Genomic DNA, 23,507 nt, shown 5'->3' with positions numbered 1-23,507 from the left:
CGTCGTCTGACAAGCCATGTCCTTCACTTTTGGAATGAGCTATGTCTACTGCAAAACTGACCCGCCGCGAACAGCGCGCACAGGCCCAACACTTCATCGATACCCTGGAAGGCACCGCTTTCCCCAACTCGAAACGCATCTACATTTCCGGCTCGCAGGCCGATATCCGCGTCCCGATGCGCGAAATCCAGCTCAGCCCGACGCTTATCGGCAGCAGCAAACAGAATCCGCAGTATGAAGACAACGAAGCCGTGCCGGTGTATGACACCTCCGGCCCATACGGCGATCCTGATGTTGCCATCAACGTCCAGCAGGGGCTGGCAAAGCTGCGCCAGCCGTGGATTGACGCGCGTAACGACTGCGAAGAGCTGAGCGTGCTCAGTTCTGCGTACACCAAAGAGCGCCTGGCCGACGACGGCCTGGACGAGTTGCGCTTTACCGGCCTGCTGACGCCAAAACGTGCTAAAGCAGGTAAATGCGTGACCCAGCTGCACTACGCCCGCCAGGGTATCGTCACGCCGGAGATGGAGTTCATCGCCATCCGTGAAAACATGGGTCGCGAGCGTATCCGCAGCGAAGTGCTGCGCTATCAGCATCCTGGTGAAGGCTTTGGCGCGCGCCTGCCGGAGAACATCACGCCGGAATTTGTACGTGACGAACTGGCCGCCGGCCGCGCGATTATCCCCGCCAACATTAACCACCCGGAGTCCGAGCCGATGATTATCGGCCGCAACTTCCTGGTGAAGGTCAACGCTAACATCGGTAACTCGGCCGTCACCTCCTCCATCGAAGAAGAGGTGGAAAAGCTGGTCTGGTCCACGCGCTGGGGTGCGGATACGGTAATGGATCTTTCCACCGGCCGCTATATCCATGAAACCCGCGAATGGATCCTGCGTAACAGCCCGGTGCCGATCGGCACCGTCCCGATTTATCAGGCGCTGGAGAAGGTCAACGGCATTGCCGAAGACCTCACCTGGGAAGCGTTCCGCGACACCCTGCTGGAGCAGGCCGAGCAGGGCGTGGACTACTTCACCATTCACGCGGGCGTGCTGCTGCGCTACGTGCCGATGACCGCGAAGCGTCTGACCGGCATCGTCTCGCGCGGCGGCTCCATCATGGCGAAGTGGTGCCTCTCCCACCACCAGGAGAACTTCCTCTACGAACACTTCCGCGAGATCTGCGAAATCTGCGCCGCCTATGACGTCTCCCTGTCGCTGGGCGACGGCCTGCGCCCGGGTTCCATCCGTGACGCCAACGACGAAGCGCAGTTTGCCGAGCTCCACACGCTGGGCGAACTGACCAAAATCGCCTGGGAGTATGACGTGCAGGTGATGATTGAAGGCCCGGGACACGTGCCGATGCAGATGATCCGCCGCAACATGACCGAGGAGCTGGAGCACTGCCACGAAGCGCCGTTCTACACGCTGGGGCCACTGACCACCGACATCGCGCCGGGCTATGACCACTTCACGTCAGGCATTGGCGCGGCGATGATCGGCTGGTTCGGCTGCGCCATGCTGTGCTACGTGACGCCGAAAGAGCACCTCGGGCTGCCAAACAAAGAGGACGTGAAGCAGGGGCTGATCACCTACAAGATTGCCGCCCACGCGGCGGATCTGGCCAAGGGCCATCCGGGCGCGCAAATCCGTGATAACGCCATGTCGAAGGCGCGCTTTGAATTCCGCTGGGAAGACCAGTTCAACCTGGCGCTGGATCCGTTCACCGCCCGCGCCTACCACGACGAAACCCTGCCGCAGGAATCGGGCAAAGTCGCGCACTTCTGCTCCATGTGTGGGCCGAAGTTCTGCTCGATGAAAATCAGCCAGGAGGTGCGCGACTACGCCGCCACGCAAACCATTGAAGTGGGTATGGCGGACATGTCCGAAACCTTCCGCGCCAAAGGCGGCGAAATCTACCTCAAAAAAGAGGAGGCGTAATGTACCAGCCCGATTTCCCACCCGTTCCCTACCGTTTAGGGCTCTATCCGGTGGTGGACAGCGTGGCGTGGATAGAGCGCCTGCTGGAGACAGGCGTTCGAACGATCCAGCTGCGCATCAAGGATAAACGCGATGACGAGGTGGAAGCCGATGTGGTTGCCGCCATTGCGCTTGGGCGCCGGTATAACGCCCGTCTGTTTATCAACGACTACTGGCGGCTGGCCGTTAAGCACCGGGCGTACGGCGTGCATCTGGGTCAGGAGGACCTGGAAACAACGGATCTGAGCGCAATCCGTGAAGCCGGGTTGCGTCTGGGCGTGTCAACGCACGATGACATGGAGATTGACGTGGCCCTGGCGGCCCGTCCCTCTTACATCGCGCTCGGTCACGTTTTCCCGACGCAAACCAAGCAGATGCCCTCCGCACCGCAGGGTCTGACGCAGCTGGCAAGTCACGTTAAACGCCTTGCCGATTACCCCACCGTCGCCATCGGCGGAATCAGCCTTGAACGTGCCCCGGCGGTGCTGGAGACCGGCGTCGGCAGCATCGCCGTCGTCAGTGCCATCACCCAGGCCGCAGACTGGCGGTCCGCCACCGAACAGCTGTTACAGCTGGCAGGAGCAGGCGATGAACGATCGTGACTTTATGCGCTACAGCCGTCAGATCCTGCTGGAGGATATCGCCATCGACGGCCAGCAAAAACTGCTCGCCAGCCGGGTGCTGATTGTTGGACTCGGGGGATTAGGCGCACCCGCCGCGCTCTATCTGGCAGGTGCGGGTATCGGCACGCTGGTGCTGGCGGACGACGATGAGGTCCACCTCAGCAATCTGCAGCGGCAAATCCTCTTTACTACCGACGATATCAGCCAGCCGAAAGCGCAAATCACCCGGCAGCGCCTGGCGCAGCTCAACCCGGATATCGAGCTGATTGCCTTACAGGAGCGGCTTAGCGGTGAAAGCCTGCGCCGTGAAGTCGCCCTTGCCGACGTGGTGCTGGACTGCACGGACAACATGGCGACGCGCCAGGCGATTAACGCCGCCTGCGTGGCAAATCATACGCCGCTCATTACCGCCAGCGCGGTGGGTTTCGGCGGGCAGATGATGGTCCTGACCCCGCCGTGGTCGCAGGGCTGCTATCGCTGCCTGTGGCCGGACGATGCCGAACCGACGCGCAACTGCCGTACGGCGGGCATTCTTGGTCCGGTGGTCGGCGTAATGGGCACAATGCAGGCGCTGGAGGCCATCAAGCTGCTCAGCGGCATGGAGACGGAACGCAATACGCTGCGGCTGTTTGATGCCCGCTCCAGCGGCTGGCGCCATCTGGCATTACACCGCGCCAGCCGCTGCCCGGTATGCGGAGGCCGCGATGCGCATTCTGTTTAACGATGAGCCGATGAGATGCGACGACGGGCTTACCGTTGCCGCACTGCTCGACAAGCTGCGTCAGCTCAAGCCGGGAACGGCGCTGGCGCTCAATCAACAGATCCTGCCGCGCGAGCAGTGGGAACATCAGCAGGTCAATGAAGGCGACCAGATCCTGCTGTTTCAGGTTATCGCAGGGGGCTGAGATGTTACGTATTGCCGATAAGGTTTTTGATTCGCATCTGTTTACCGGAACCGGAAAATTCGCCTCGCCGCAGCTGATGGTGGATGCCATTCGCGAAAGCGGCAGCCAGCTGGTGACGCTGGCGCTCAAGCGCGTGGATCTGCGCCACCACAGCGATGCCATTCTGGCTCCGTTGCTGGAAGCAGGCGTCACGCTGTTGCCCAACACCTCCGGCGCCAAAACGGCCGAAGAGGCGATTTTTGCCGCGCAGCTGGCCCGCGAGGCGCTCGGCACCCGCTGGCTAAAGCTGGAAATCCATCCGGATGCCCGCTGGCTGCTGCCCGACCCGATTGAAACGCTGAAAGCGGCTGAAAAGCTGGTGCAGCAAGGGTTTACCGTTCTGCCTTACTGCGGCGCTGACCCTGTTCTGTGCAAACGTCTCGAAGAGGTCGGATGCGCTGCCGTCATGCCGCTGGGGGCCCCCATTGGCTCCAACCAGGGGCTGGAAACCCGCGCGATGCTGGAGATCATCATCGAGCAGGCCACCGTGCCGGTGGTCGTTGATGCGGGCATTGGCGTGCCCAGCCATGCCGCGCAAGCGCTGGAGATGGGCGCCGACGCGGTGCTGGTCAACACGGCCATCTCGGTTGCCGACGACCCGGTCATGATGGCGCGTGCATTCCGCATGGCCGTAGAGGCTGGCCTGCTGGCAAGGGGAGCCGGCCCCGGTTCGCGCAGTTTCCAGGCGCAGGCCACCAGCCCGCTGACCGGTTTTCTGGAGGCGATCTCATGAGCACGTTTACCGAGCGCTGGCGGCAGCTTAACTGGGACGACATTGCCCTGCGCATCAACAGCAAAACGGCGGCTGACGTGGAGCGCGCGCTGCATGCCCGCCATCTGACCCGCGAGGATCTGATGGCCCTGCTCTCCCCCGCGGCGAGCGCGTACCTCGAACCGATGGCCCAGCGAGCACAGCGGCTCACCCGCCAGCGTTTTGGCAACACGGTGAGCTTCTACGTGCCGCTCTATCTCTCCAACCTGTGTGCCAATGACTGCACCTACTGCGGTTTTTCCATGAGCAACCGCATCAAGCGTAAAACGCTCGATGAAGATGAGATTTCCCGGGAGTGTGCGGCCATTCGTGAAATGGGCTTTGAACATCTTCTGCTGGTCACGGGCGAACATCAGGGAAAAGTGGGAATGGACTATTTCCGTCAGCACCTTCCCGCCATTCGTCGTCAGTTTGCGTCGTTGCAGATGGAAGTGCAGCCCCTGTCGCAGGAGGAGTACGCAGAGCTCAAAAACCTCGGGCTGGACGGGGTCATGGTCTACCAGGAAACCTATCATGAGGCGACGTACGCCCGGCACCACCTGAAGGGTAAGAAACAGGATTTCTTTTTCCGGCTGGAAACGCCGGACAGGCTCGGCCGCGCGGGTATCGACAAAATCGGTCTGGGTGCGCTGATCGGGCTCTCCGACAGCTGGCGGGTGGATTGTTATATGGTGGCGGAACATTTGCTGTGGCTCCAGCAGCACTACTGGCAGAGCCGTTATTCCATCTCCTTCCCGCGCCTGCGCCCCTGTGCGGGAGGGATCGAACCGGCTTCGCTAATGGATGAACGCCAGCTGGTGCAGACGATCTGCGCGTTTCGCCTGCTCGCCCCGGAAGTTGAATTATCGCTCTCAACGCGTGAGTCCCCGGCGTTTCGCGATCGCGTTATCCCGCTTGCAATTAACAACGTCAGCGCATTTTCCAAAACGCAGCCTGGCGGCTACGCCGACGATCGTCAGGAGCTGGAGCAGTTTGTGCCGCATGACGGGCGACGTCCGGAAGCGGTCGCCGCAGCCCTGACGGCGCAGGGCCTTCAGCCTGTCTGGAAAGACTGGGACAGCTGGCTGGGAAGAGCCTCGCAATGACGTTGAAACGCACAGCAACATTATAGAAATTTGTCGAGACGCTACGAAAAGGCAAAACCGGATGATTGTCATCGATCGTCCGGTTTTTTATTGTCACAAGGTCAGCAACGGATGCTGACCGGGGCGAAAAGCTTCTTCCTCGTTTCGCCCTGCCTCTGATTCATTTCACAAACTGCCCCCGGCAAATGAATAAGTATTTTCTTAATGATTCTTAAGATAAATCATCTCGTCAGAAATCGTGCGCCGTATAATTCACCGCTAACCGCAGGACAGCGACTATGCTGAGAGGATATCGGCAGACGAAAAATATTCACCATCAGGAACGATGTACAGCTCATGGCACTTCACAGCAAAAAGCTCTCTTTTACACGGCCAATCATGCTCAGCTTTGCGGGGATCCTCTGCAGTTTTGCGGTGATCGCGATCGCAGTAACGCTTTCGCAACGAAAGGATTTTCTTGAGGATTATCATAAGATCAATAGCAACTTCACGCATAACCTGGCGGTGAACTACACCGAATCTATCCTGCGTGAAAACGACTATATCCTGGGCCGTTCCGCGATGTACTTTGCCCGCGACGACAGGCTAAACGAGACGCTCAACGTCAACCCGACGCAAGGGCTGCAGATGATGATGCATTTGCAGAACCTGATGCCGACCGTCTCCTCCATCTCGCTGGCGGACACGCAGGGGCATTATCTTCGCGCACCAGAGGTGCTCCCCACGGAGACGAGTAAAACCTTCGATCCCCGGACACGCCCGTGGTTCGTCGCTCAGGCGGAAGCCAGTATCATCAGTCACTACACCCGTCCCTACATGGACTACTTCACTGGCCATCCGACGGTAACACTCTATAAGCCTTTGATTTCGCCTGAAGGGAGACTGAAGGGAACGCTCGCTTTCCATCTCGATTTGACGTCTATGGGCTTCACCCTGCGCCAGATGGTGGCGCCCGTTCAGGGGGAATTCTTCGTCGTCGAACGCGATGGTGCCGTGGTGCTGCATCCGGATACCGGCGCGCTGTTCAAACAGTACGTGAGCGAAGCGCTGATGGACAAAATGACCAGCGGCGAAGGTCATCTTTACGACAAGAAAAGCAACGCCTGGTATTACTACTACTCGTTTACCAACCCGGACTGGTTTGTCATCTACCGGGTCTCTGGCGAGACGCTCACAGATATTACCCGTCACGAAACAACAATCGTTGGCTGGGGGTTTGCGCTGGCCGCCATCATCATCATCCTCTTCGGCTTATACCTCCGCCACGCCTCGCGTTCAGTGCTGATGCACATTATCAATGCCATCAAAACTGGCGATGTTAGCGAGGCGCCGCGCCTGGAAGCGATGCTGAGCCACACGATTCAGTCCAACAAAGAGCGTGAAATGGCGTATGTTCGCCAGGCCACTCACGATGCGCTGACGGGCTGTAAAAACCGCCGCGCGTTCGACAGCGATGTCGCGGAGCTGCTGAATGCCCAGCAGCCTTTCGCGATGGCGCTGGTAGACATTGATAACTTCAAGTCAATTAACGACACGCTGGGCCACCTGACCGGTGATATTGTTCTGCGTAACGTGGCTCGCGAAGGGATTCAGATCATGCAGCCACATCACGTCTCAATTTACCGTTATGGTGGAGAAGAGTTCGCGGTAATCTTCCAGGCTGAGCAGATGTCTTCCGCGCTCTCATTGCTGGAAGCGTGGCGTACCGCCGTTGAAAAGCGCGTCTGGCGGGAAGAAAACCTGCGGGTTACGTTCAGCGGCGGTCTTGGAGAGTGGCATTTTGAACCGCTGGAGCAATTTGTCGGGAGCGTTGATAATGCCCTCTACAGCGCCAAACAGCAGGGCAAAAACCGCATTAACCGAACGTCCATCAGCTAATCCTGCCTCTTTCACCCTGCCCGTTTCCACGGGCCGGGTGCCCGACAATGCAAAATTGTAACCGGTTTCAGAAAATCACCGGTTTCTTTGTGATGCCTGACACACAATCGCGGTAAAGCGGTTGTTGAAGCGGTCTGCACGGGATAATTATCAATAAACACATGTAGATCGAGGCTGATTATGAAGAACATCGTTTTATGCTGTGCAGCGGGAATGTCAACCAGCATGCTGGTTCAACGTATGAAAGACGCCGCGCAGAAAAAAGGAGTTGAAGTCACCATTAAAGCCGTTCCGGTTGCGGAGTTTAAAGACAACATCGCGACGGCCGACATCGTATTGCTGGGGCCACAGGTTAAATACGAGCAGGCTAAACTTCAGGCGCAGGCCGAGCCGCTGGGTAAAAAGGTCGCGGTGATCGACATGATGGATTACGGCATGATGAAAGGGGATGCCGTCCTAGAAAAAGCGCTCAAACTTCTGGAGTCATAATGGAAGACTTAGAAACCACGATTATGGAACTGCTGGTCAACGCAGGCGCGGCGCGCAGTGCGGCCCTGACGGCGTTACAGATGGCGCGTAAAGGTGAGTTTGACGAAGCAGAAAAAGCGATGGAAGAGTCGCGCGAATATGTGAAGCATGCGCACACGATCCAGACGCAGCTTATCGGTCTTGATGAGGGGACCGGGAAGCTTCCGGTTAACCTGATCACCGTCCACTCGCAGGATCACCTGATGAACGCCATGGTCATTCAGGATCTGGCGGGCGATATGATTGAGCTTTATCGTCGGATCCCGTTGGTGAATTGAATACATGCAGATGTAAAAAAACCCGCCGAGGCGGGTTTTTTATTTACGGCATCAACGATTACTCGTTGTCGGAACCGCCCAGACCTGCGTTCAGCAGTTCTGCCAGGCTCGCGGATGCATCTTCAGCAGTCACCTGCGGTGCAGCTGGCAGTTCGCCCGCAGCACGACGACGCATACGATCCTGATGGTACGCATAACCGGTACCAGCCGGGATCAGACGACCCACGATGACGTTCTCTTTCAGACCGCGCAGTTCATCACGTTTACCTGCAACAGCGGCTTCGGTCAGGACACGAGTCGTTTCCTGGAACGATGCTGCAGAGATGAAGGACTCGGTTGCCAGAGACGCTTTGGTGATACCCAGCAGATCGCGCGAGAAGGTCGCACCGATTTTGCCGTTCGCTTCCAGTTCGCGGTTAGCGATCTTGACGCGTGAGTATTCAACCTGCTCGCCTTCCAGGAACTCGGAGCTTCCTGCGTTTTCGATGGTTGCTTTACGCAGCATCTGACGAACGATAACTTCGATGTGCTTATCGTTAATCTTAACGCCCTGCAGACGGTAAACGTCCTGTACTTCGTTGGTGATGTAACGCGTTACTGCGTGTACGCCACGAAGACGCAGAATGTCGTGCGGAGCTTCTGGACCATCGGAAACCACGTCACCACGTTCTACACGTTCACCTTCGAACACGTTGAGCTGACGCCACTTAGGAATCATCTCTTCATACGGTTCGCTGCCATCTACTGGAGTGATAACCAGACGGCGCTTCCCTTTGGTCTCTTTACCGAAGGAGATGATACCGCTGATTTCAGCCAGGATTGCAGGCTCTTTCGGACGACGTGCTTCGAACAGGTCCGCAACGCGTGGCAGACCACCGGTGATATCCTTGGTACCGCTGGATTCCTGTGGAATACGCGCCAGAGCATCACCCGCACCGATCTGAATGCCATCTTCCAGCTGAACGATCGCTTTACCCGGCAGGAAGTACTGCGCAGGCATGTCGGTACCCGGGATCAGAACGTCGTTACCCTGAGCATCAACGATTTTCAGTGCAGGACGCAGATCTTTACCACCGGTAGTACGTTCAGCAGAATCCAGAACCACCAGAGAAGACAGACCGGTCAGCTCGTCCGTCTGACGAGTAATGGTCTGGCCGTCGATCATGTCAGTGAAGCGGATGAAACCACTTACTTCGGTGATAACCGGCATGGTGTGTGGATCCCAGTTTGCAACGGTTTCACCGCCGGCAACCTGCTCGCCATCACCTTTCGCCATAACCGCACCGTAAGGCACTTTATAGCTCTCTTTGGTACGACCGAATTCGTCGATCAGCTTCAGCTCGGTGTTACGAGAGGTCACAACCAGCTTGCCAGCGGAGTTAACAACTGACTTCGCGTTGCTGAGCTTGATGCTACCTTTGTTTTTCACCTGGATGCTGGATTCAGCAGCCGCACGAGATGCCGCACCACCGATGTGGAACGTACGCATCGTCAGCTGTGTACCCGGCTCACCGATGGACTGTGCCGCGATAACGCCGATTGCTTCACCTTTGTTGATGATGTGGCCACGCGCCAGGTCACGACCATAGCAGTGCGCACATACACCAAAGTCGGTGTCACAGGATACAACGGAACGTACTTTCACGGAGTCAACAGAGTTCGCTTCCAGCAGGTCACACCAGTGCTCGTGCAGCAGCGTGTTGCGTGGAACCAGAATGTCTGCAGTACCCGGCTTCAGAATGTCTTCCGCGGTTACACGACCCAGAACGCGATCGCGCAGTGGCTCTTTAACATCACCGCCCTCGATAACCGGGGTCATGGTGATACCTTCGAGGGTGCCACAATCGTCTTCGGTCACAACCAGATCCTGCGCAACGTCAACCAGACGACGCGTCAGATAACCGGAGTTCGCAGTTTTCAGTGCGGTATCCGCCAGACCCTTACGAGCACCGTGCGTGGAGATGAAGTACTGGAGTACGTTCAGACCTTCACGGAAGTTCGCGGTGATTGGCGTTTCGATGATGGAGCCATCTGGCTTCGCCATCAGACCACGCATACCTGCCAGCTGACGAATCTGTGCTGCGGAACCACGCGCACCGGAGTCGGCCATCATGTAGATGCTGTTGAAGGAAACCTGCTGCTCTTCTACGCCGTCACGGTTAATCACGGTTTCGGTCTGCAGGTTATCCATCATCGCTTTGGATACACGATCGTTCGCCGCTGCCCAGATATCGATAACTTTGTTATAGCGTTCGCCCGCGGTAACCAGACCAGACTGGAACTGCTCCTGGATCTCAGCAACTTCGGCTTCCGCTTCAGAGATGATCTCATGTTTCTTCTCTGGGATGACCATGTCATCGATACCAACAGATGCACCTGAACGCGCTGCGTAAGCAAAGCCGGTATACATTGTCTGGTCAGCGAAGATAACGGTCGGCTTCAGACCCAGAATGCGGTAACAGGTGTTCAGCATTTTGGAGATCGCTTTCTTGCCCAGCGCCTGGTTGACGATGGAGAAAGGCAGACCTTTCGGTACGATCATCCACAGAATGGCACGGCCAACGGTCGTGTCTTTCAGGCTGGTTTTCGCAACGAATTCGCCGTTTTCATCTTTTTCGTATTCGGTGATACGCACTTTAACGCGCGCATGTAGAGAGGCCAGGCCAGCGCGATAAATACGCTCAGCTTCTTTCGGACCAGTCAGCACCATGCCTTCGCCTTTGGCGTTAACACAGTCACGGGTCATGTAGTACAGACCCAGTACAACGTCCTGAGAAGGAACGATAATTGGTTCACCGTTCGCTGGGGACAGGATGTTGTTGGTAGACATCATCAGCGCACGCGCTTCGAGCTGGGCTTCCAGCGTCAGCGGTACGTGAACAGCCATCTGGTCACCATCGAAGTCGGCGTTATAGGCCGCACAAACCAGCGGGTGCAGCTGGATAGCTTTACCTTCGATCAGGACTGGCTCAAATGCCTGGATACCCAAACGGTGCAGAGTTGGTGCACGGTTCAGCAGTACCGGGTGTTCGCGGATAACTTCGTCCAGGATATCCCAAACGACAGCTTCTTCACGCTCAACCATTTTCTTAGCGGCTTTGATGGTGGTGGCGAGGCCACGCAGTTCCAGCTTGCCGTAGATGAACGGTTTGAACAGCTCCAGTGCCATTTTCTTCGGCAGACCGCACTGATGCAGACGCAGGTATGGACCTACGGTGATTACAGAACGACCGGAGTAGTCAACACGCTTACCGAGCAGGTTCTGACGGAAACGACCCTGTTTACCTTTGATCATGTCGGCCAAAGATTTCAGAGGACGTTTGTTAGAACCGGTGATCGCACGACCTCGACGACCGTTATCCAGCAGGGCATCTACCGCTTCCTGCAGCATACGTTTTTCGTTGCGTACGATGATGTCCGGCGCAGCCAGATCCAGCAGACGTTTCAGACGGTTGTTACGGTTGATAACGCGACGATACAGATCGTTCAGATCGGACGTTGCGAAACGACCACCATCCAGCGGAACCAGTGGACGCAGATCTGGCGGCAGAACCGGCAGAACAGTCAGGATCATCCACTCTGGTTTGTTACCAGACTGAACGAACGCTTCCAGCAGTTTGATACGCTTGGTCAGCTTTTTTCGTTTGGTTTCGGAGTTGGTTTCGTTCAGCTCTTCACGCAGCTGCTCGCACTCTTGCTCCAGATCCATGCTCTTCAGCAGGGCCTGAATAGCTTCCGCACCCATCTTCGCGTCGAATTCGTCACCGAACTCTTCCAGCGCGTCCAGATACTGCTCTTCAGTCAGGATCTGATGACGTTCCAGGTTCGTCATCCCGCCTTCGATAACCACATAAGATTCGAAGTACAGAACACGTTCGATATCGCGCAGCGGCATATCCAGCAGCAGACCGATACGGGACGGCAGAGATTTCAGGAACCAGATGTGAGCGGTCGGAGACGCCAGCTCGATGTGGCCCATGCGCTCACGACGCACTTTGGTCTGGGTCACTTCAACGCCGCACTTCTCACAGATCACACCACGGTGTTTCAGGCGCTTGTACTTACCGCACAGGCACTCGTAATCTTTTACTGGCCCGAAAATACGCGCACAGAAAAGGCCGTCACGCTCAGGTTTGAACGTACGGTAGTTGATGGTTTCCGGCTTTTTAACTTCACCGAAAGACCATGAACGGATCATGTCTGGCGAAGCCAGAGCAATTTTGATCGCATCAAACTCTTCGGTTTTAGTCTGCGCTTTCAGAAACTTTAATAAATCTTTCACGGATTTGCTCCCGTCGGAGTTAGCACAATCTGGTGCCGGGGGTTAACCCGGCACCAGTGACCTGTTTGAGCGAGAATTACTCGTCTTCCAGTTCGATGTTGATACCCAGCGAACGAATCTCTTTCAACAGTACGTTGAAGGATTCTGGCATGCCCGGCTCCATCTGATGGTTGCCGTCCACGATGTTTTTATACATCTTGGTACGACCGTTCACGTCATCAGACTTAACGGTGAGCATTTCCTGCAGGGTGTATGCCGCGCCGTATGCTTCCAGCGCCCACACTTCCATCTCCCCGAAGCGCTGACCACCGAACTGTGCCTTACCACCCAGCGGCTGCTGAGTAACCAGGCTGTAAGAACCGGTAGAACGAGCGTGCATCTTGTCGTCGACCAGGTGGTTCAGTTTCAGCATGTACATGTAACCTACGGTTACCGGACGTTCGAACTGTTCACCAGTACGGCCGTCAAACAGCGTAATCTGACCAGACGTTGGCAGACCACCCAGTTGCAGCAGCTCTTTAATTTCAGCTTCTTTTGCACCGTCGAATACCGGCGTTGCAATTGGCATACCTTTGCGCAGGTTCTCTGCCAGACGCAGCACTTCTTCATCGCTGAAGGTGTTCAGGTCGACTTTCTGACGCACGTCGGTACCCAGATCGTAGGCACGCTGGATGAATTCGCGCAGTTTCGCGACTTCCTGCTGCTGTTTCAGCATGGCGTTAATCTTATCGCCGATGCCTTTCGCAGCCATACCCAGGTGAGTTTCCAGGATCTGACCAATGTTCATACGAGACGGTACGCCCAGCGGGTTCAGTACGATATCTACCGGCGTACCGTTAGCATCGTGCGGCATATCTTCGATCGGGTTGATCTTAGAGATAACACCCTTGTTACCGTGACGACCTGCCATCTTATCACCAGGCTGGATCTGACGTTTAACAGCCAGATACACCTTAACAATCTTCAGCACGCCAGGTGCCAGATCGTCGCCCTGAGTGATTTTGCGGCGTTTCGCTTCGAGTTTTTTCTCGAACTCGTGTTTCAGTTCGTCATACTGCTCAGCCAGCTGTTCCAGCTGATTTTGTTTCTCTTCGTCGGTCAGGCCCAGTTCCAGCCAGCGATCGCGTGGCAGTTTGTCGAGCTTCTCAGCTTCAACGCCACCGGCAACCAGCACCGCATAGATACGGCTGAACAGACCCGCTTCGAGGATCTGCAGTTCTTCAGACAGGTCTTTCTTAGCCTGTTTGAGCTGCATCTCTTCGATTTCCAGCGCACGCTTATCTTTCTCAACGCCGTCACGGGTGAAGACCTGAACGTCGATTACCGTACCGGAAACACCGTTTGGTACGCGCAGAGAAGAGTCTTTAACGTCAGACGCTTTCTCACCGAAGATTGCACGCAGCAGTTTCTCTTCTGGCGTCAGCTGGGTTTCACCTTTAGGCGTAACCTTACCAACCAGAATGTCGCCGCCGGTCACTTCAGCACCGATGTAAACGATACCGGATTCATCCAGTTTGGAGAGCGCAGCTTCACCCACGTTAGGGATGTCAGCGGTGATCTCTTCTGGCCCCAGCTTGGTGTCACGGGACACACATGCCAGCTCCTGAATATGGATGGTGGTGAAACGATCTTCCTGAACCACACGCTCGGAGACGAGGATGGAGTCTTCGAAGTTGTAACCGTTCCACGGCATGAACGCTACGCGCATGTTCTGACCGAGCGCCAGTTCACCGAGGTCGGTGGACGGACCGTCTGCCAGCACGTCGCCGCGCTCAACTGGCTCACCCAGAGACACGCAAGGCATCTGGTTGATACAGGTGTTCTGGTTAGAACGGGTGTATTTGGTCAGGTTATAAATGTCGATACCTGCTTCGCCCGGATACATCTCGTCTTCGTTAACTTTGATAACGATACGGGATGCATCGACGTACTGAACAGTACCGCCACGTTTAGCAACTGCAGTAACACCGGAGTCAACGGCAACAGCACGCTCCATACCGGTACCAACCAGCGGCTTATCAGCGCGCAGAGTTGGAACGGCCTGACGTTGCATGTTCGCACCCATCAATGCACGGTTGGCGTCATCGTGTTCCAGGAACGGGATCAGGGACGCACCGACGGATACCACCTGCTGGGTGGATACGTCCATGTAGTCAACCTGGTCGCGGCTGAACAAGCTGGATTCGCCTTTGCTACGGCAGGTAACCAGATCTTCTACAAAGTGGCCTTCGTCATCCAGGTTGGAGTTCGCCTGAGCGATAACGTAGTTACCTTCTTCAATAGCAGACAGGTAATGAATTTCATCGGTTACAACACCGTCGGTCACTTTACGGTACGGGGTCTCAAGGAAACCGTATTCGTTAGTCTGTGCGTACACGGACAGGGAGTTGATCAGACCGATGTTTGGACCTTCAGGCGTTTCTATTGGACATACGCGACCGTAGTGCGTCGGGTGTACGTCTCGAACTTCAAAGCCTGCACGTTCACGGGTCAGACCGCCTGGGCCGAGTGCAGAGATACGACGTTTGTGCGTAATCTCAGACAGCGGGTTGTTCTGGTCCATGAACTGAGACAGCTGGCTTGAACCGAAGAACTCTTTCACTGCTGCAGAAATCGGCTTGGCGTTGATCATATCCTGAGGCATCAGGGTATCCAGATCGCCCAGAGACAGACGCTCTTTCACCGCACGCTCTACGCGTACCAGGCCAACGCGGAACTGGTTTTCCGCCATTTCGCCTACGGAACGGATACGACGGTTGCCGAGGTGGTCGATATCGTCCACTTCGCCTTTACCGTTACGGATATCGATGAGCTTCTTCATCACTTCGATGATGTCGTCTTTGCTCAGGATACCGGAACCTTCGATTTCGTCGCGCAGCAGAGAACGGTTGAACTTCATACGACCAACCGCAGACAGATCGTAGCGGTCTTCGGAGAAGAACAGGTTCTCGAACAGACTTTCCGCCGCTTCGCGAGTTGGTGGCTCACCAGGACGCATCATGCGGTAGATTTCTACCAGCGCGCTCAGACGATCGGTGGTTGGGTCGACGCGAATAGTCTCAGAGATATACGCACCGTGGTCCAGATCGTTGGTGAACAGCGTTTCGATACGTTTGTGGCCAGACTGGCTCAGCTTAGCCAGCAGATCCAGGCTCAGCTCCATGTTCGCCGGGCAGATCAGCTCGCCAGTTGATTCATCAACGTAATCTTTCGCGGCTACTTTTCCTGCAATGTATTCAACCGGAACTTCGATGTGTTTGATATCATCTTTTTCCAGCTGGCGGATGTGGCGCGCGGTGATACGGCGACCTTTTTCCACATACACTTTGCCGTCGGCTTCGATGTCGAACGACGCGGTCTCACCACGCAGACGTTCCGGCACCAGCTCCATCTGCAGCTTGTTGTCGCGGATTTCAAAGATCACTTTCTCAAAGAACAGGTCCAGGATCTGCTCAGTGGTATAGTTCAGTGCACGCAGAATGATGGTTGCAGGCAGCTTACGACGACGGTCGATACGGACAAACAGGTTGTCTTTCGGATCGAACTCAAAGTCCAGCCATGAACCACGGTAAGGAATGATGCGTGCGTTATACAGTACTTTACCGGAAGAGTGTGTTTTACCTTTATCGCTGTCGAAGAAGACGCCCGGGCTACGATGCAGCTGGGAAACGATAACACGCTCAGTACCGTTGATTACGAAAGTACCGTTGTCTGTCATGAGTGGAATTTCACCCATGTAGACTTCTTGTTCTTTAATGTCTTTTACGGTGCCTTCCGGAGCTTCGCGCTCGTAGATCACCAGACGCAGTTTTACGCGCAGCGGTGCGGAATAGGTCACGCCACGGATCTGACATTCCTGAACGTCAAACACCGGTTCGCCAAGGCGGTAGCTGACGTACTGCAGCTCGGAGTTACCGCTATAGCTCTGAATCGGGAACACGGAGCGGAAGGCTGCTTCCAGACCGTACTGCCCTTCAGGATCTTGCTCGATAAACTTCTGGAACGAGTCAAGCTGGATAGAAAGGAGATATGGAATGTCCAGAACTTGTGGACGTTTACCAAAATCCTTACGAATACGTTTTTTCTCGGTATAGGAGTAAACCATAGGGTTCCTCAGCTCGCTGACAAGTCGACCCATCTGTCCGACGAAGGGACAGTTTGTGCAACACCATTTTGTGGACCGGAAAATTGAATACTTTCCGCAATACCTGTTGCTATCACGCTTAAATCATTTCGTCGCGATTTACACAGAGCGAGCACCCTGTCGCAATATATTAAGTCGTCGATAGAAACATGCATTGTCAGGACAATCAGCAGTCAAACAGTGTGAAATGCTACTGATGCCTTACAGCGCAAAAAGGCTGGTGACTAAAAAGTCACCAGCCATCAGCCTAATTACTCAGGCTGCAACCAGAAAAGTTGGCTTATTTAACTTCAACTTCAGCGCCAGCTTCTTCCAGAGATTTTTTCAGTGCTTCTGCGTCGTCTTTGCTCACGCCTTCTTTCAGCGCAGCTGGAGCAGATTCTACCAGGTCTTTAGCTTCTTTCAGACCCAGGCCAGTTGCGCCACGTACTGCTTTGATAACAGCAACTTTGTTAGCGCCAGCAGCTTTCAGAATTACGTCGAATTCAGTTTTTTCTTCAGCAGCTTCAGCCGGGCCCGCAGCTACAGCTACAGCAGCAGCAGCAGAAACACCGAATTTTTCTTCCATTGCAGAAACCAGCTCTACAACGTCCATTACGGACATAGCTGCTACTGCTTCAATGATTTGATCTTTAGTGATAGACATTTAAATTGTTCCTGAAAATCAGAATAAGTTTATACGTAAGCAAATGCTTTATAAAGATAACTGCGATTAAGCAGCTTCTTTCGCATCGCGTACAGCAGCCAGAGTGCGAACCAGTTTGCCAGCCGCAGCTTCTTTCATGGTTGCCATCAGGCGTGCAATTGCTTCTTCGTAGGTCGGCAGGGTTGCCAGGCGATCGATTTGCGATGCCGGGATCAACTCACCTTCAAAGGCTGCAGCTTTGACCTCAAATTTTGCATTCGCTTTCGCGAACTCTTTGAACAGACGAGCAGCAGCGCCCGGGTGTTCCATAGAGTATGCAATCAGGGTCGGACCAACAAACGTGTCTTTCAGGCACTCGAACTGAGTACCTTCAACTACGCGGCGCAGCAGGGTGTTACGAACAACACGCATGTATACGCCAGCTTCACGACCTGCTTTACGCAGTTCAGTCATTTTGTCTACAGTAACGCCACGGGAATCCGCAACTACTGCAGACAGCGCGCCTTTGGCTACTTCGCTGACTTCAGCAACAATCGCTTGTTTGTCTTGAAGATTTAAAGCCATTAGCTTTGCTCCTGGATGTTTGCCGGAACTCATGTTCCGGAACTCACTTCACTCTCCCCAACGGAAAGAGCGTCTTAATACGGTGAGCAGAAACAAGCCAGAGTATCCAAAAATAATCTTAGCGTTCTGTCACCGTCTACGCAGGGGATTAAGTCTCTTGCGAAACACCTGCGGTCTTCGACGGAGGCCTGGATTAGGCCAGGCTCCAACGAACAAATCTTTTAGCCGCTAACTTTTGTTAGCAAACGTGGGGGTAAGATTGTAGACAAAATCACCGCCCACGTAAAGGCATTAGTTTGCAGCAGCGCTCAGGCCAGCCTGGTCAACTGCAACACCTGCACCCATAGTGGTGGAGATGCTAACTTTCTTGATGTACACGCCTTTCGCCTGAGTTGGTTTCGCTTTTTTCAGCGCAACCAGCAGAGCTTCCAGGTTTTCTTTCAGTTTGTCAGCGTCAAAGTCCACTTTACCGATGGTGGTGTGGATGATGCCGTTTTTGTCGTTACGATAACGAACCTGACCTGCTTTAGCGTTCTTAACCGCTTCAGCAACGTTAGGGGTTACAGTACCAACTTTCGGGTTTGGCATCAGGCCGCGTGGACCCAGAACCTGGCCCAGCTGGCCAACAACGCGCATTGCATCTGGAGAAGCAATAACAACGTCAAAGTTCATTTCGCCTTTCTTGATCTGATCAGCCAGGTCTTCCATACCTACCAGTTCAGCGCCGGCAGCTTTAGCAGCTTCAGCGTTTGCACCCTGAGCAAATACAGCTACGCGAACGGAACGGCCAGTACCATGTGGCAGTACAGTTGCGCCACGAACGTTCTGATCGGATTTACGCGCGTCGATGCCCAGGTTAACGGCAACGTCAACGCTTTCAACGAACTTAGCAGTTGCCAGTTCTTTCAGCAGAGCGATAGCTTCGTTGATGTCGTACTGTTTGGTCGCATCAACTTTGTCACGGATCACGGACATGCGCTTGGTCAGTTTAGCCATTTCTTAGTCCTCCACTACCAGGCCCATGGAACGTGCAGTACCTTCGATTGAGCGAGTCATCGCTTCAATGTCGGCACCAGTCATGTCGGCAGCTTTGGTCTGCGCGATTTCCTGCAGCTGAGCGCGGGAAATTTTACCCACTTTGTCTTTGTTCGGTTTACCGGAACCAGACTTGATACCAGCCGCTTTCTTCAGCAGAACAGCTGCTGGAGGGGTTTTGGTAACGAAAGTGAAAGAACGGTCAGCGTAAACAGTGATTACGACTGGGATTGGCAGACCTTTTTCCAGGGATTCAGTTTTTGCGTTGAACGCTTTACAGAATTCCATGATGTTCACACCCTGCTGACCCAGAGCTGGACCAACTGGTGGACTTGGGTTCGCCATACCAGCTGCAACCTGCAGCTTGACGTAGGCTTGTACTTTCTTAGCCATTCTAAAATCCTCTGATTGGGTGATAGCGCCTCAGGGAGGCTCCCCGTGAATAAAATTCGTTTTACGGGCCGGGGCCCATAAAAACAAAAGGCGCGAAATTGTATTCCAATCTCGCGCCCTGTGCAACGATTAAATCGCCGCTTTTTTGATCGCTGCTTAGGCTTTTTCGACCTGCGCAAAGTCCAGTTCTACCGGGGTCGCACGACCGAAGATAGAAACAGAAACTTTCAGGCGGGACTTCTCGTAGTCCACTTCTTCAACGACGCCATTAAAGTCAGCAAACGGACCGTCGCTAACACGAACCATTTCACCCGGTTCAAACAGCGTTTTCGGACGCGGCTTATCACCCACCTGCTGCAGGCGGTTCATAATCGCATCAACTTCTTTATCGCTGATTGGCGCCGGACGGTCAGACGTGCCGCCGATAAAGCCCATCACGCGCGGTACGCTGCGCACCAGGTGCCAGCTCGCATCGTTCATCACCATCTGAACCAGCACGTAACCCGGGAAGAATTTACGCTCGCTTTTGCGACGTTGGCCGCCACGGATCTCAACCACTTCTTCGGTCGGAACCATAACTTCGCCAAATAACTCTTCCATGTTGTGTAATTTGATATGCTCACGCAGCGACGTTGCTACGCGGCCTTCAAAACCGGAAAACGCCTGAACGACGTACCAACGCTTTTTAGGGGCTTCAGACATCTTAGAACCTCAGGCCAGTAATAAAGGAAACCAGGCGAACCAGAATACCATCCAGTCCCCACAGGATCAGTGACATTACCGCAGTCACTGCAGCCACGATCAGCGTGGTGTGCAATGTTTCCTGGCGAGTCGGCCAAATGACCTTGCGGACTTCGGTACGTGCTTCACGAGCGAAAGCAACGGTCGCTTTACCCTTAGTCGTCAACAGCGCGACACCGCCCGCTGCAGCAATCAGAATCACCACTGCCAGCGCGCGGAGCGGCAGCATCATGTCACGATAAAGATAGTTGCCAACGATTGCCACAATCAGCAGCACGGCAACAGCGACCCACTTCATCGCTTCCAGGCCGCGCCCGCTCCCTTGAGCTTCGGTATTCGCACTCATAAACCAACCTGTCAGAAGAATTCTACAAATAATTTCACCCCGCGATTGCGAGGCGAGCCAAATCGAAACGCTAATCCCTTTATGGATTATACGCTCTCTGCAGAGCCTGTCTCAGCAATGATTATGACAAAAATAATCACTGATGAGCCAGGTTCTGATGTGAAAGCGTGCAAAAAGGGCATCAAATGATGCCCTTTTCATGCGCATTGCGTCAAATGTTATCAGCGATTAGCCGAGAACTTTAGCAACCACGCCCGCGCCAACGGTACGGCCACCTTCACGGATTGCGAAACGCAGACCGTCGTCCATCGCGATTGGGTGGATCAGAGTCACAACCATCTTGATGTTGTCGCCTGGCATTACCATCTCAACGCCTTCTGGCAGTTCGATGGTACCGGTCACGTCAGTTGTACGGAAGTAGAACTGTGGACGGTAGCCTTTGAAGAACGGAGTATGACGGCCGCCTTCGTCTTTGGACAGAATGTACACTTCAGATTCGAACTTGGTGTGTGGCTTGATTGAGCCTGGCTTCGCCAGAACCTGACCACGTTCGATTTCTTCACGTTTGATACCACGCAGCAGAACACCAACGTTCTCACCAGCACGGCCTTCGTCCAGCAGTTTGCGGAACATTTCAACGCCAGTACAGGTAGACTTCGCAGTCTCTTTGATACCAACGATTTCAACTTCTTCGCCAACTTTGATGATACCGCGCTCTACACGACCGGTAACAACGGTACCACGACCGGAGATGGAGAATACGTCTTCGATTGGCAGCAGGAATGGCTTGTCAATCGCACGCTCTGGTTCTGGGATGTAAGAATCCAGGAAGCCAGCCAGTTCGATGATTTTCGCTTCCCACTCTGCGTCGCCTTCCAGCGCTTTCAGAGCAGAACCACGGACGATTGGAGTATCGTCGCCTGGGAAATCGTACTGAGACAGCAGTTCACGAACTTCCATCTCAACCAGTTCCAGCAGCTCTTCGTCATCAACCATGTCGCACTTGTTCAGGAACACGATGATGAAAGGAACGCCTACCTGACGACCCAGCAGGATGTGCTCACGAGTCTGAGGCATTGGGCCGTCAGTCGCAGCAACAACCAGGATCGCGCCGTCCATCTGCGCAGCACCGGTGATCATGTTTTTAACATAGTCGGCGTGGCCTGGGCAGTCTACGTGTGCGTAGTGACGAGTCGGGGTGTCGTACTCAACGTGAGAGGTGTTGATGGTGATACCACGAGCTTTTTCTTCTGGTGCGTTATCGATCTGGTCGAATGCACGAGCAGAACCACCGTAGGTTTTTGCCAGAACGGTAGTGATTGCAGCGGTCAGCGTTGTTTTACCATGGTCAACGTGGCCGATAGTACCGACGTTAACGTGCGGTTTTGTACGTTCAAACTTTTCTTTAGACATCGATTGTCCCTCTAAGACACGGATAAATCGGTGATATCACCACATCAACCAGGCGAAATGCCTGAATTGTTGAATACAGTAAAATTGAAACAGAGAGAAACGGGAAGGAGAAGTGAAGTGGTGCTGATACCCAGAGTCGAACTGGGGACCTCACCCTTACCAAGGGTGCGCTCTACCAACTGAGCCATATCAGCACGTATTGGAGCGGGCAGCGGGAATCGAACCCGCATCATCAGCTTGGAAGGCTGAGGTAATAGCCATTATACGATGCCCGCATCCTGAAACTCGGCTACCCAGTTCTTTCTGTAACAAAAAAAGAGATTTCTCTCTTTTTCAGTTTGAGCTGGCTAATTTTTCCAACCAGCTCCGGCGGCATTTACGCTGCCAGAAAGTGGTGGTGGGGGAAGGATTCGAACCTTCGAAGTCTGTGACGGCAGATTTACAGTCTGCTCCCTTTGGCCGCTCGGGAACCCCACCGGACTTGATGGTGCCGACTACCGGAATCGAACTGGTGACCTACTGATTACAAGTCAGTTGCTCTACCTACTGAGCTAAGTCGGCATCAAGTAGCGCGCATTCTATGGATACCTGCGCGGTCATGCAACTAAAAATTTGCATAAAACGTTCTTTCGCTCACATTTTATGCGAACAGCGTATCGGACGCTGTAAAAGTAGCCATTTGAGGTCAAATATTCAACATATCATCGTGATTTGCACCGTATTCACCGTAGCGTGACGGCTTCCGCGTAACGCAGCGCTTTCCATCTTTTTTCTTATTATTCCCGTCATCTGGTGTTAACCTCCTGCCCATTGTCCAAAATTAACTGTGTGATGAGCCACGATCCGGCAGTGTGGTGCTGGCTCGCTGAAGCATGCTTATGAGCAAAAAAGAGCAAACGTTAATGACGCCTTATCTTCACTTTAACCGCAGCCAGTGGGCTGCCCTGCGTGATTCCGTCCCTATGACGCTGACGGAAGGTGAAATCGCACGGTTAAAAGGGATAAACGAAGATCTGTCCCTGGAAGAGGTGGCAGAAATTTATCTCCCCCTCTCTCGCTTGCTTAACTTCTATATCAGCTCAAACCTGCGTCGTCAGGCCGTGCTGGAGCAGTTTCTCGGGACGAACGGTCAACGCATTCCTTATATCATTAGTATCGCAGGCAGCGTGGCCGTGGGTAAAAGTACCACCGCGCGCGTCCTGCAGGCGCTGTTGAGCCGCTGGCCGGAACACCGCAGCGTGGAGCTGATCACCACCGACGGTTTTCTGCACCCGAACGAGGTGTTAAAAGAACGCGGGCTGATGAAGAAGAAGGGCTTCCCGCTCTCTTATGATATGCACCGTCTGGTGAAATTCGTTTCCGACCTTAAATCTGGTGCCCCAAACGTCACCGCGCCAGTCTATTCGCACCTGATCTACGATCGCATTCCGGGTGGGGATAAAACGGTGGTTCAGCCAGACATTCTCATTCTGGAAGGTCTGAACGTGCTGCAAAGCGGCATGGACTATCCTCACGACCCGCATCACGTATTCGTCTCGGATTTCGTCGATTTCTCTATCTATGTCGATGCGCCGGAAGACCTGCTGCAAAACTGGTACATCAATCGCTTCCTGAAGTTCCGTGAAGGGGCGTTCACCGATCCGGATTCCTATTTCCACCACTATGCTCAGCTTTCTGAAGAAGAAGCGATCAATGTGGCGACGGGGCTATGGAATGAGATCAACTACGTGAACCTCAAAGAGAACATCCTGCCGACGCGCGAGCGTGCGAGCCTGATCCTCACCAAGAGCGAGAAGCACGCCGTCGACCAGATTCGCCTGCGGAAATAATCAATCAGACATAAAAAAACCGGCTTAGCG

The 23,507-nt window shown here is 54.4% G+C and carries 19 protein-coding genes and 4 tRNA genes; 10 read left to right on the top strand and 13 right to left on the bottom strand.

Going from position 1 to position 23,507, the window contains the following annotated elements; all coding sequences use genetic code 11:
- Positions 1-41 precede the first annotated feature (41 nt).
- The 9 genes from thiC (at position 42) to ELK40_RS01805 (ending at position 8,084) form a co-directional block, all read left to right on the top strand.
- Complete coding sequence (thiC, locus tag ELK40_RS01845; protein ID WP_127729206.1) at positions 42-1,937, top strand: phosphomethylpyrimidine synthase ThiC; 1,896 nt, start codon at positions 42-44, stop codon at positions 1,935-1,937.
- On the top strand, positions 1,937-2,578 hold the full coding sequence (gene thiE, locus ELK40_RS01840; RefSeq protein WP_127729204.1) for a thiamine phosphate synthase: 642 nt from the start codon (positions 1,937-1,939) through the stop codon (positions 2,576-2,578). The genes thiC and thiE overlap by 1 nt, the downstream gene beginning before the upstream one ends.
- Positions 2,565-3,320 carry a HesA/MoeB/ThiF family protein gene (locus ELK40_RS01835; protein WP_127729202.1) on the top strand — a complete coding sequence of 252 codons (756 nt, stop codon included), beginning with the start codon at positions 2,565-2,567 and terminating at the stop codon, positions 3,318-3,320. Before thiE ends, ELK40_RS01835 begins: the two co-directional genes overlap by 14 nt.
- Positions 3,304-3,504 (top strand): sulfur carrier protein ThiS, encoded by a 201-nt coding sequence (gene thiS, locus ELK40_RS01830; RefSeq protein ID WP_032644502.1) that lies wholly within the window; start codon positions 3,304-3,306, stop codon positions 3,502-3,504. Before ELK40_RS01835 ends, thiS begins: the two co-directional genes overlap by 17 nt.
- A 1-nt stretch (position 3,505) precedes the next feature.
- The gene (thiG, locus tag ELK40_RS01825; protein WP_127729200.1) at positions 3,506-4,276 is read left to right on the top strand and encodes a thiazole synthase; all 771 of its coding nucleotides are present in this window, start codon (positions 3,506-3,508) and stop codon (positions 4,274-4,276) included.
- Positions 4,273-5,400, top strand: a complete 1,128-nt coding sequence (gene thiH / locus ELK40_RS01820) for a 2-iminoacetate synthase ThiH (RefSeq protein WP_127729198.1) — start codon at positions 4,273-4,275, stop codon at positions 5,398-5,400. Before thiG ends, thiH begins: the two co-directional genes overlap by 4 nt.
- Positions 5,401-5,736: 336 nt before the next feature.
- On the top strand, positions 5,737-7,278 hold the full coding sequence (locus tag ELK40_RS01815) for a sensor domain-containing diguanylate cyclase (RefSeq protein ID WP_127729196.1): 1,542 nt from the start codon (positions 5,737-5,739) through the stop codon (positions 7,276-7,278).
- Positions 7,279-7,458: 180 nt separating this feature from the next.
- On the top strand, positions 7,459-7,767 hold the full coding sequence (locus ELK40_RS01810; protein WP_023334100.1) for a PTS sugar transporter subunit IIB: 309 nt from the start codon (positions 7,459-7,461) through the stop codon (positions 7,765-7,767).
- Positions 7,767-8,084 carry a PTS lactose/cellobiose transporter subunit IIA gene (locus ELK40_RS01805; RefSeq protein ID WP_008503455.1) on the top strand — a complete coding sequence of 106 codons (318 nt, stop codon included), beginning with the start codon at positions 7,767-7,769 and terminating at the stop codon, positions 8,082-8,084. Before ELK40_RS01810 ends, ELK40_RS01805 begins: the two co-directional genes overlap by 1 nt.
- 58 nt (positions 8,085-8,142) lie before the next feature.
- Here the strand turns inward: ELK40_RS01805 and rpoC are convergent, their stop codons facing one another.
- The 13 genes from rpoC to ELK40_RS01740 form a co-directional block, all read right to left on the bottom strand.
- The gene (gene rpoC / locus ELK40_RS01800) at positions 8,143-12,366 is read right to left on the bottom strand and encodes a DNA-directed RNA polymerase subunit beta' (RefSeq protein WP_023309968.1); all 4,224 of its coding nucleotides are present in this window, start codon (positions 12,364-12,366) and stop codon (positions 8,143-8,145) included.
- A gap of 76 nt (positions 12,367-12,442) precedes the next feature.
- Entirely contained in the window at positions 12,443-16,471 is a 4,029-nt protein-coding gene (gene rpoB, locus ELK40_RS01795; RefSeq protein WP_032644498.1) for a DNA-directed RNA polymerase subunit beta, read from the bottom strand.
- 319 nt (positions 16,472-16,790) lie between these two features.
- Positions 16,791-17,156: a 50S ribosomal protein L7/L12 gene (gene rplL / locus ELK40_RS01790; protein WP_002445276.1), complete on the bottom strand. Its 366-nt coding sequence runs from the start codon at positions 17,154-17,156 to the stop codon at positions 16,791-16,793.
- Positions 17,157-17,222: 66 nt separating this feature from the next.
- Complete coding sequence (gene rplJ, locus ELK40_RS01785; RefSeq protein WP_003862338.1) at positions 17,223-17,720, bottom strand: 50S ribosomal protein L10; 498 nt, start codon at positions 17,718-17,720, stop codon at positions 17,223-17,225.
- 291 nt (positions 17,721-18,011) lie between these two features.
- Positions 18,012-18,716 carry a 50S ribosomal protein L1 gene (gene rplA / locus ELK40_RS01780; protein WP_006810530.1) on the bottom strand — a complete coding sequence of 235 codons (705 nt, stop codon included), beginning with the start codon at positions 18,714-18,716 and terminating at the stop codon, positions 18,012-18,014.
- A 3-nt stretch (positions 18,717-18,719) separates the two neighbouring features.
- Positions 18,720-19,148 carry a 50S ribosomal protein L11 gene (gene rplK, locus ELK40_RS01775; RefSeq protein ID WP_008503452.1) on the bottom strand — a complete coding sequence of 143 codons (429 nt, stop codon included), beginning with the start codon at positions 19,146-19,148 and terminating at the stop codon, positions 18,720-18,722.
- Positions 19,149-19,304: 156 nt separating this feature from the next.
- A complete protein-coding gene (nusG, locus tag ELK40_RS01770; RefSeq protein ID WP_002438628.1) occupies positions 19,305-19,850 on the bottom strand; it encodes a transcription termination/antitermination protein NusG in 546 nt (181 codons plus the stop codon).
- Between the two features lies 1 nt (position 19,851).
- Positions 19,852-20,235 carry a preprotein translocase subunit SecE gene (gene secE / locus ELK40_RS01765; protein ID WP_014068449.1) on the bottom strand — a complete coding sequence of 128 codons (384 nt, stop codon included), beginning with the start codon at positions 20,233-20,235 and terminating at the stop codon, positions 19,852-19,854.
- A gap of 228 nt (positions 20,236-20,463) precedes the next feature.
- Positions 20,464-21,648: an elongation factor Tu gene (gene tuf, locus ELK40_RS01760; protein WP_023309456.1), complete on the bottom strand. Its 1,185-nt coding sequence runs from the start codon at positions 21,646-21,648 to the stop codon at positions 20,464-20,466.
- Between the two features lie 118 nt (positions 21,649-21,766).
- Positions 21,767-21,842: transfer RNA gene (locus tag ELK40_RS01755), tRNA-Thr, on the bottom strand.
- Between the two features lie 6 nt (positions 21,843-21,848).
- A tRNA-Gly gene (locus ELK40_RS01750) sits at positions 21,849-21,923 on the bottom strand.
- Between the two features lie 117 nt (positions 21,924-22,040).
- Positions 22,041-22,125, bottom strand: a tRNA-Tyr gene (locus ELK40_RS01745).
- A gap of 8 nt (positions 22,126-22,133) precedes the next feature.
- Positions 22,134-22,209, bottom strand: a tRNA-Thr gene (locus ELK40_RS01740).
- Positions 22,210-22,526: 317 nt separating this feature from the next.
- On the opposite strand from ELK40_RS01740, the gene coaA reads away from it, so the two are divergent.
- Positions 22,527-23,477 (top strand): type I pantothenate kinase, encoded by a 951-nt coding sequence (gene coaA / locus ELK40_RS01735; RefSeq protein WP_063145380.1) that lies wholly within the window; start codon positions 22,527-22,529, stop codon positions 23,475-23,477.
- Positions 23,478-23,507: the final 30 nt, after the last annotated feature.

This window comes from Enterobacter sp. N18-03635, assembly GCF_004006055.1.
Lineage (GTDB): Bacteria > Pseudomonadota > Gammaproteobacteria > Enterobacterales > Enterobacteriaceae > Enterobacter > Enterobacter vonholyi.
This window is presented reverse-complemented; position numbering and strand designations above follow the sequence as displayed.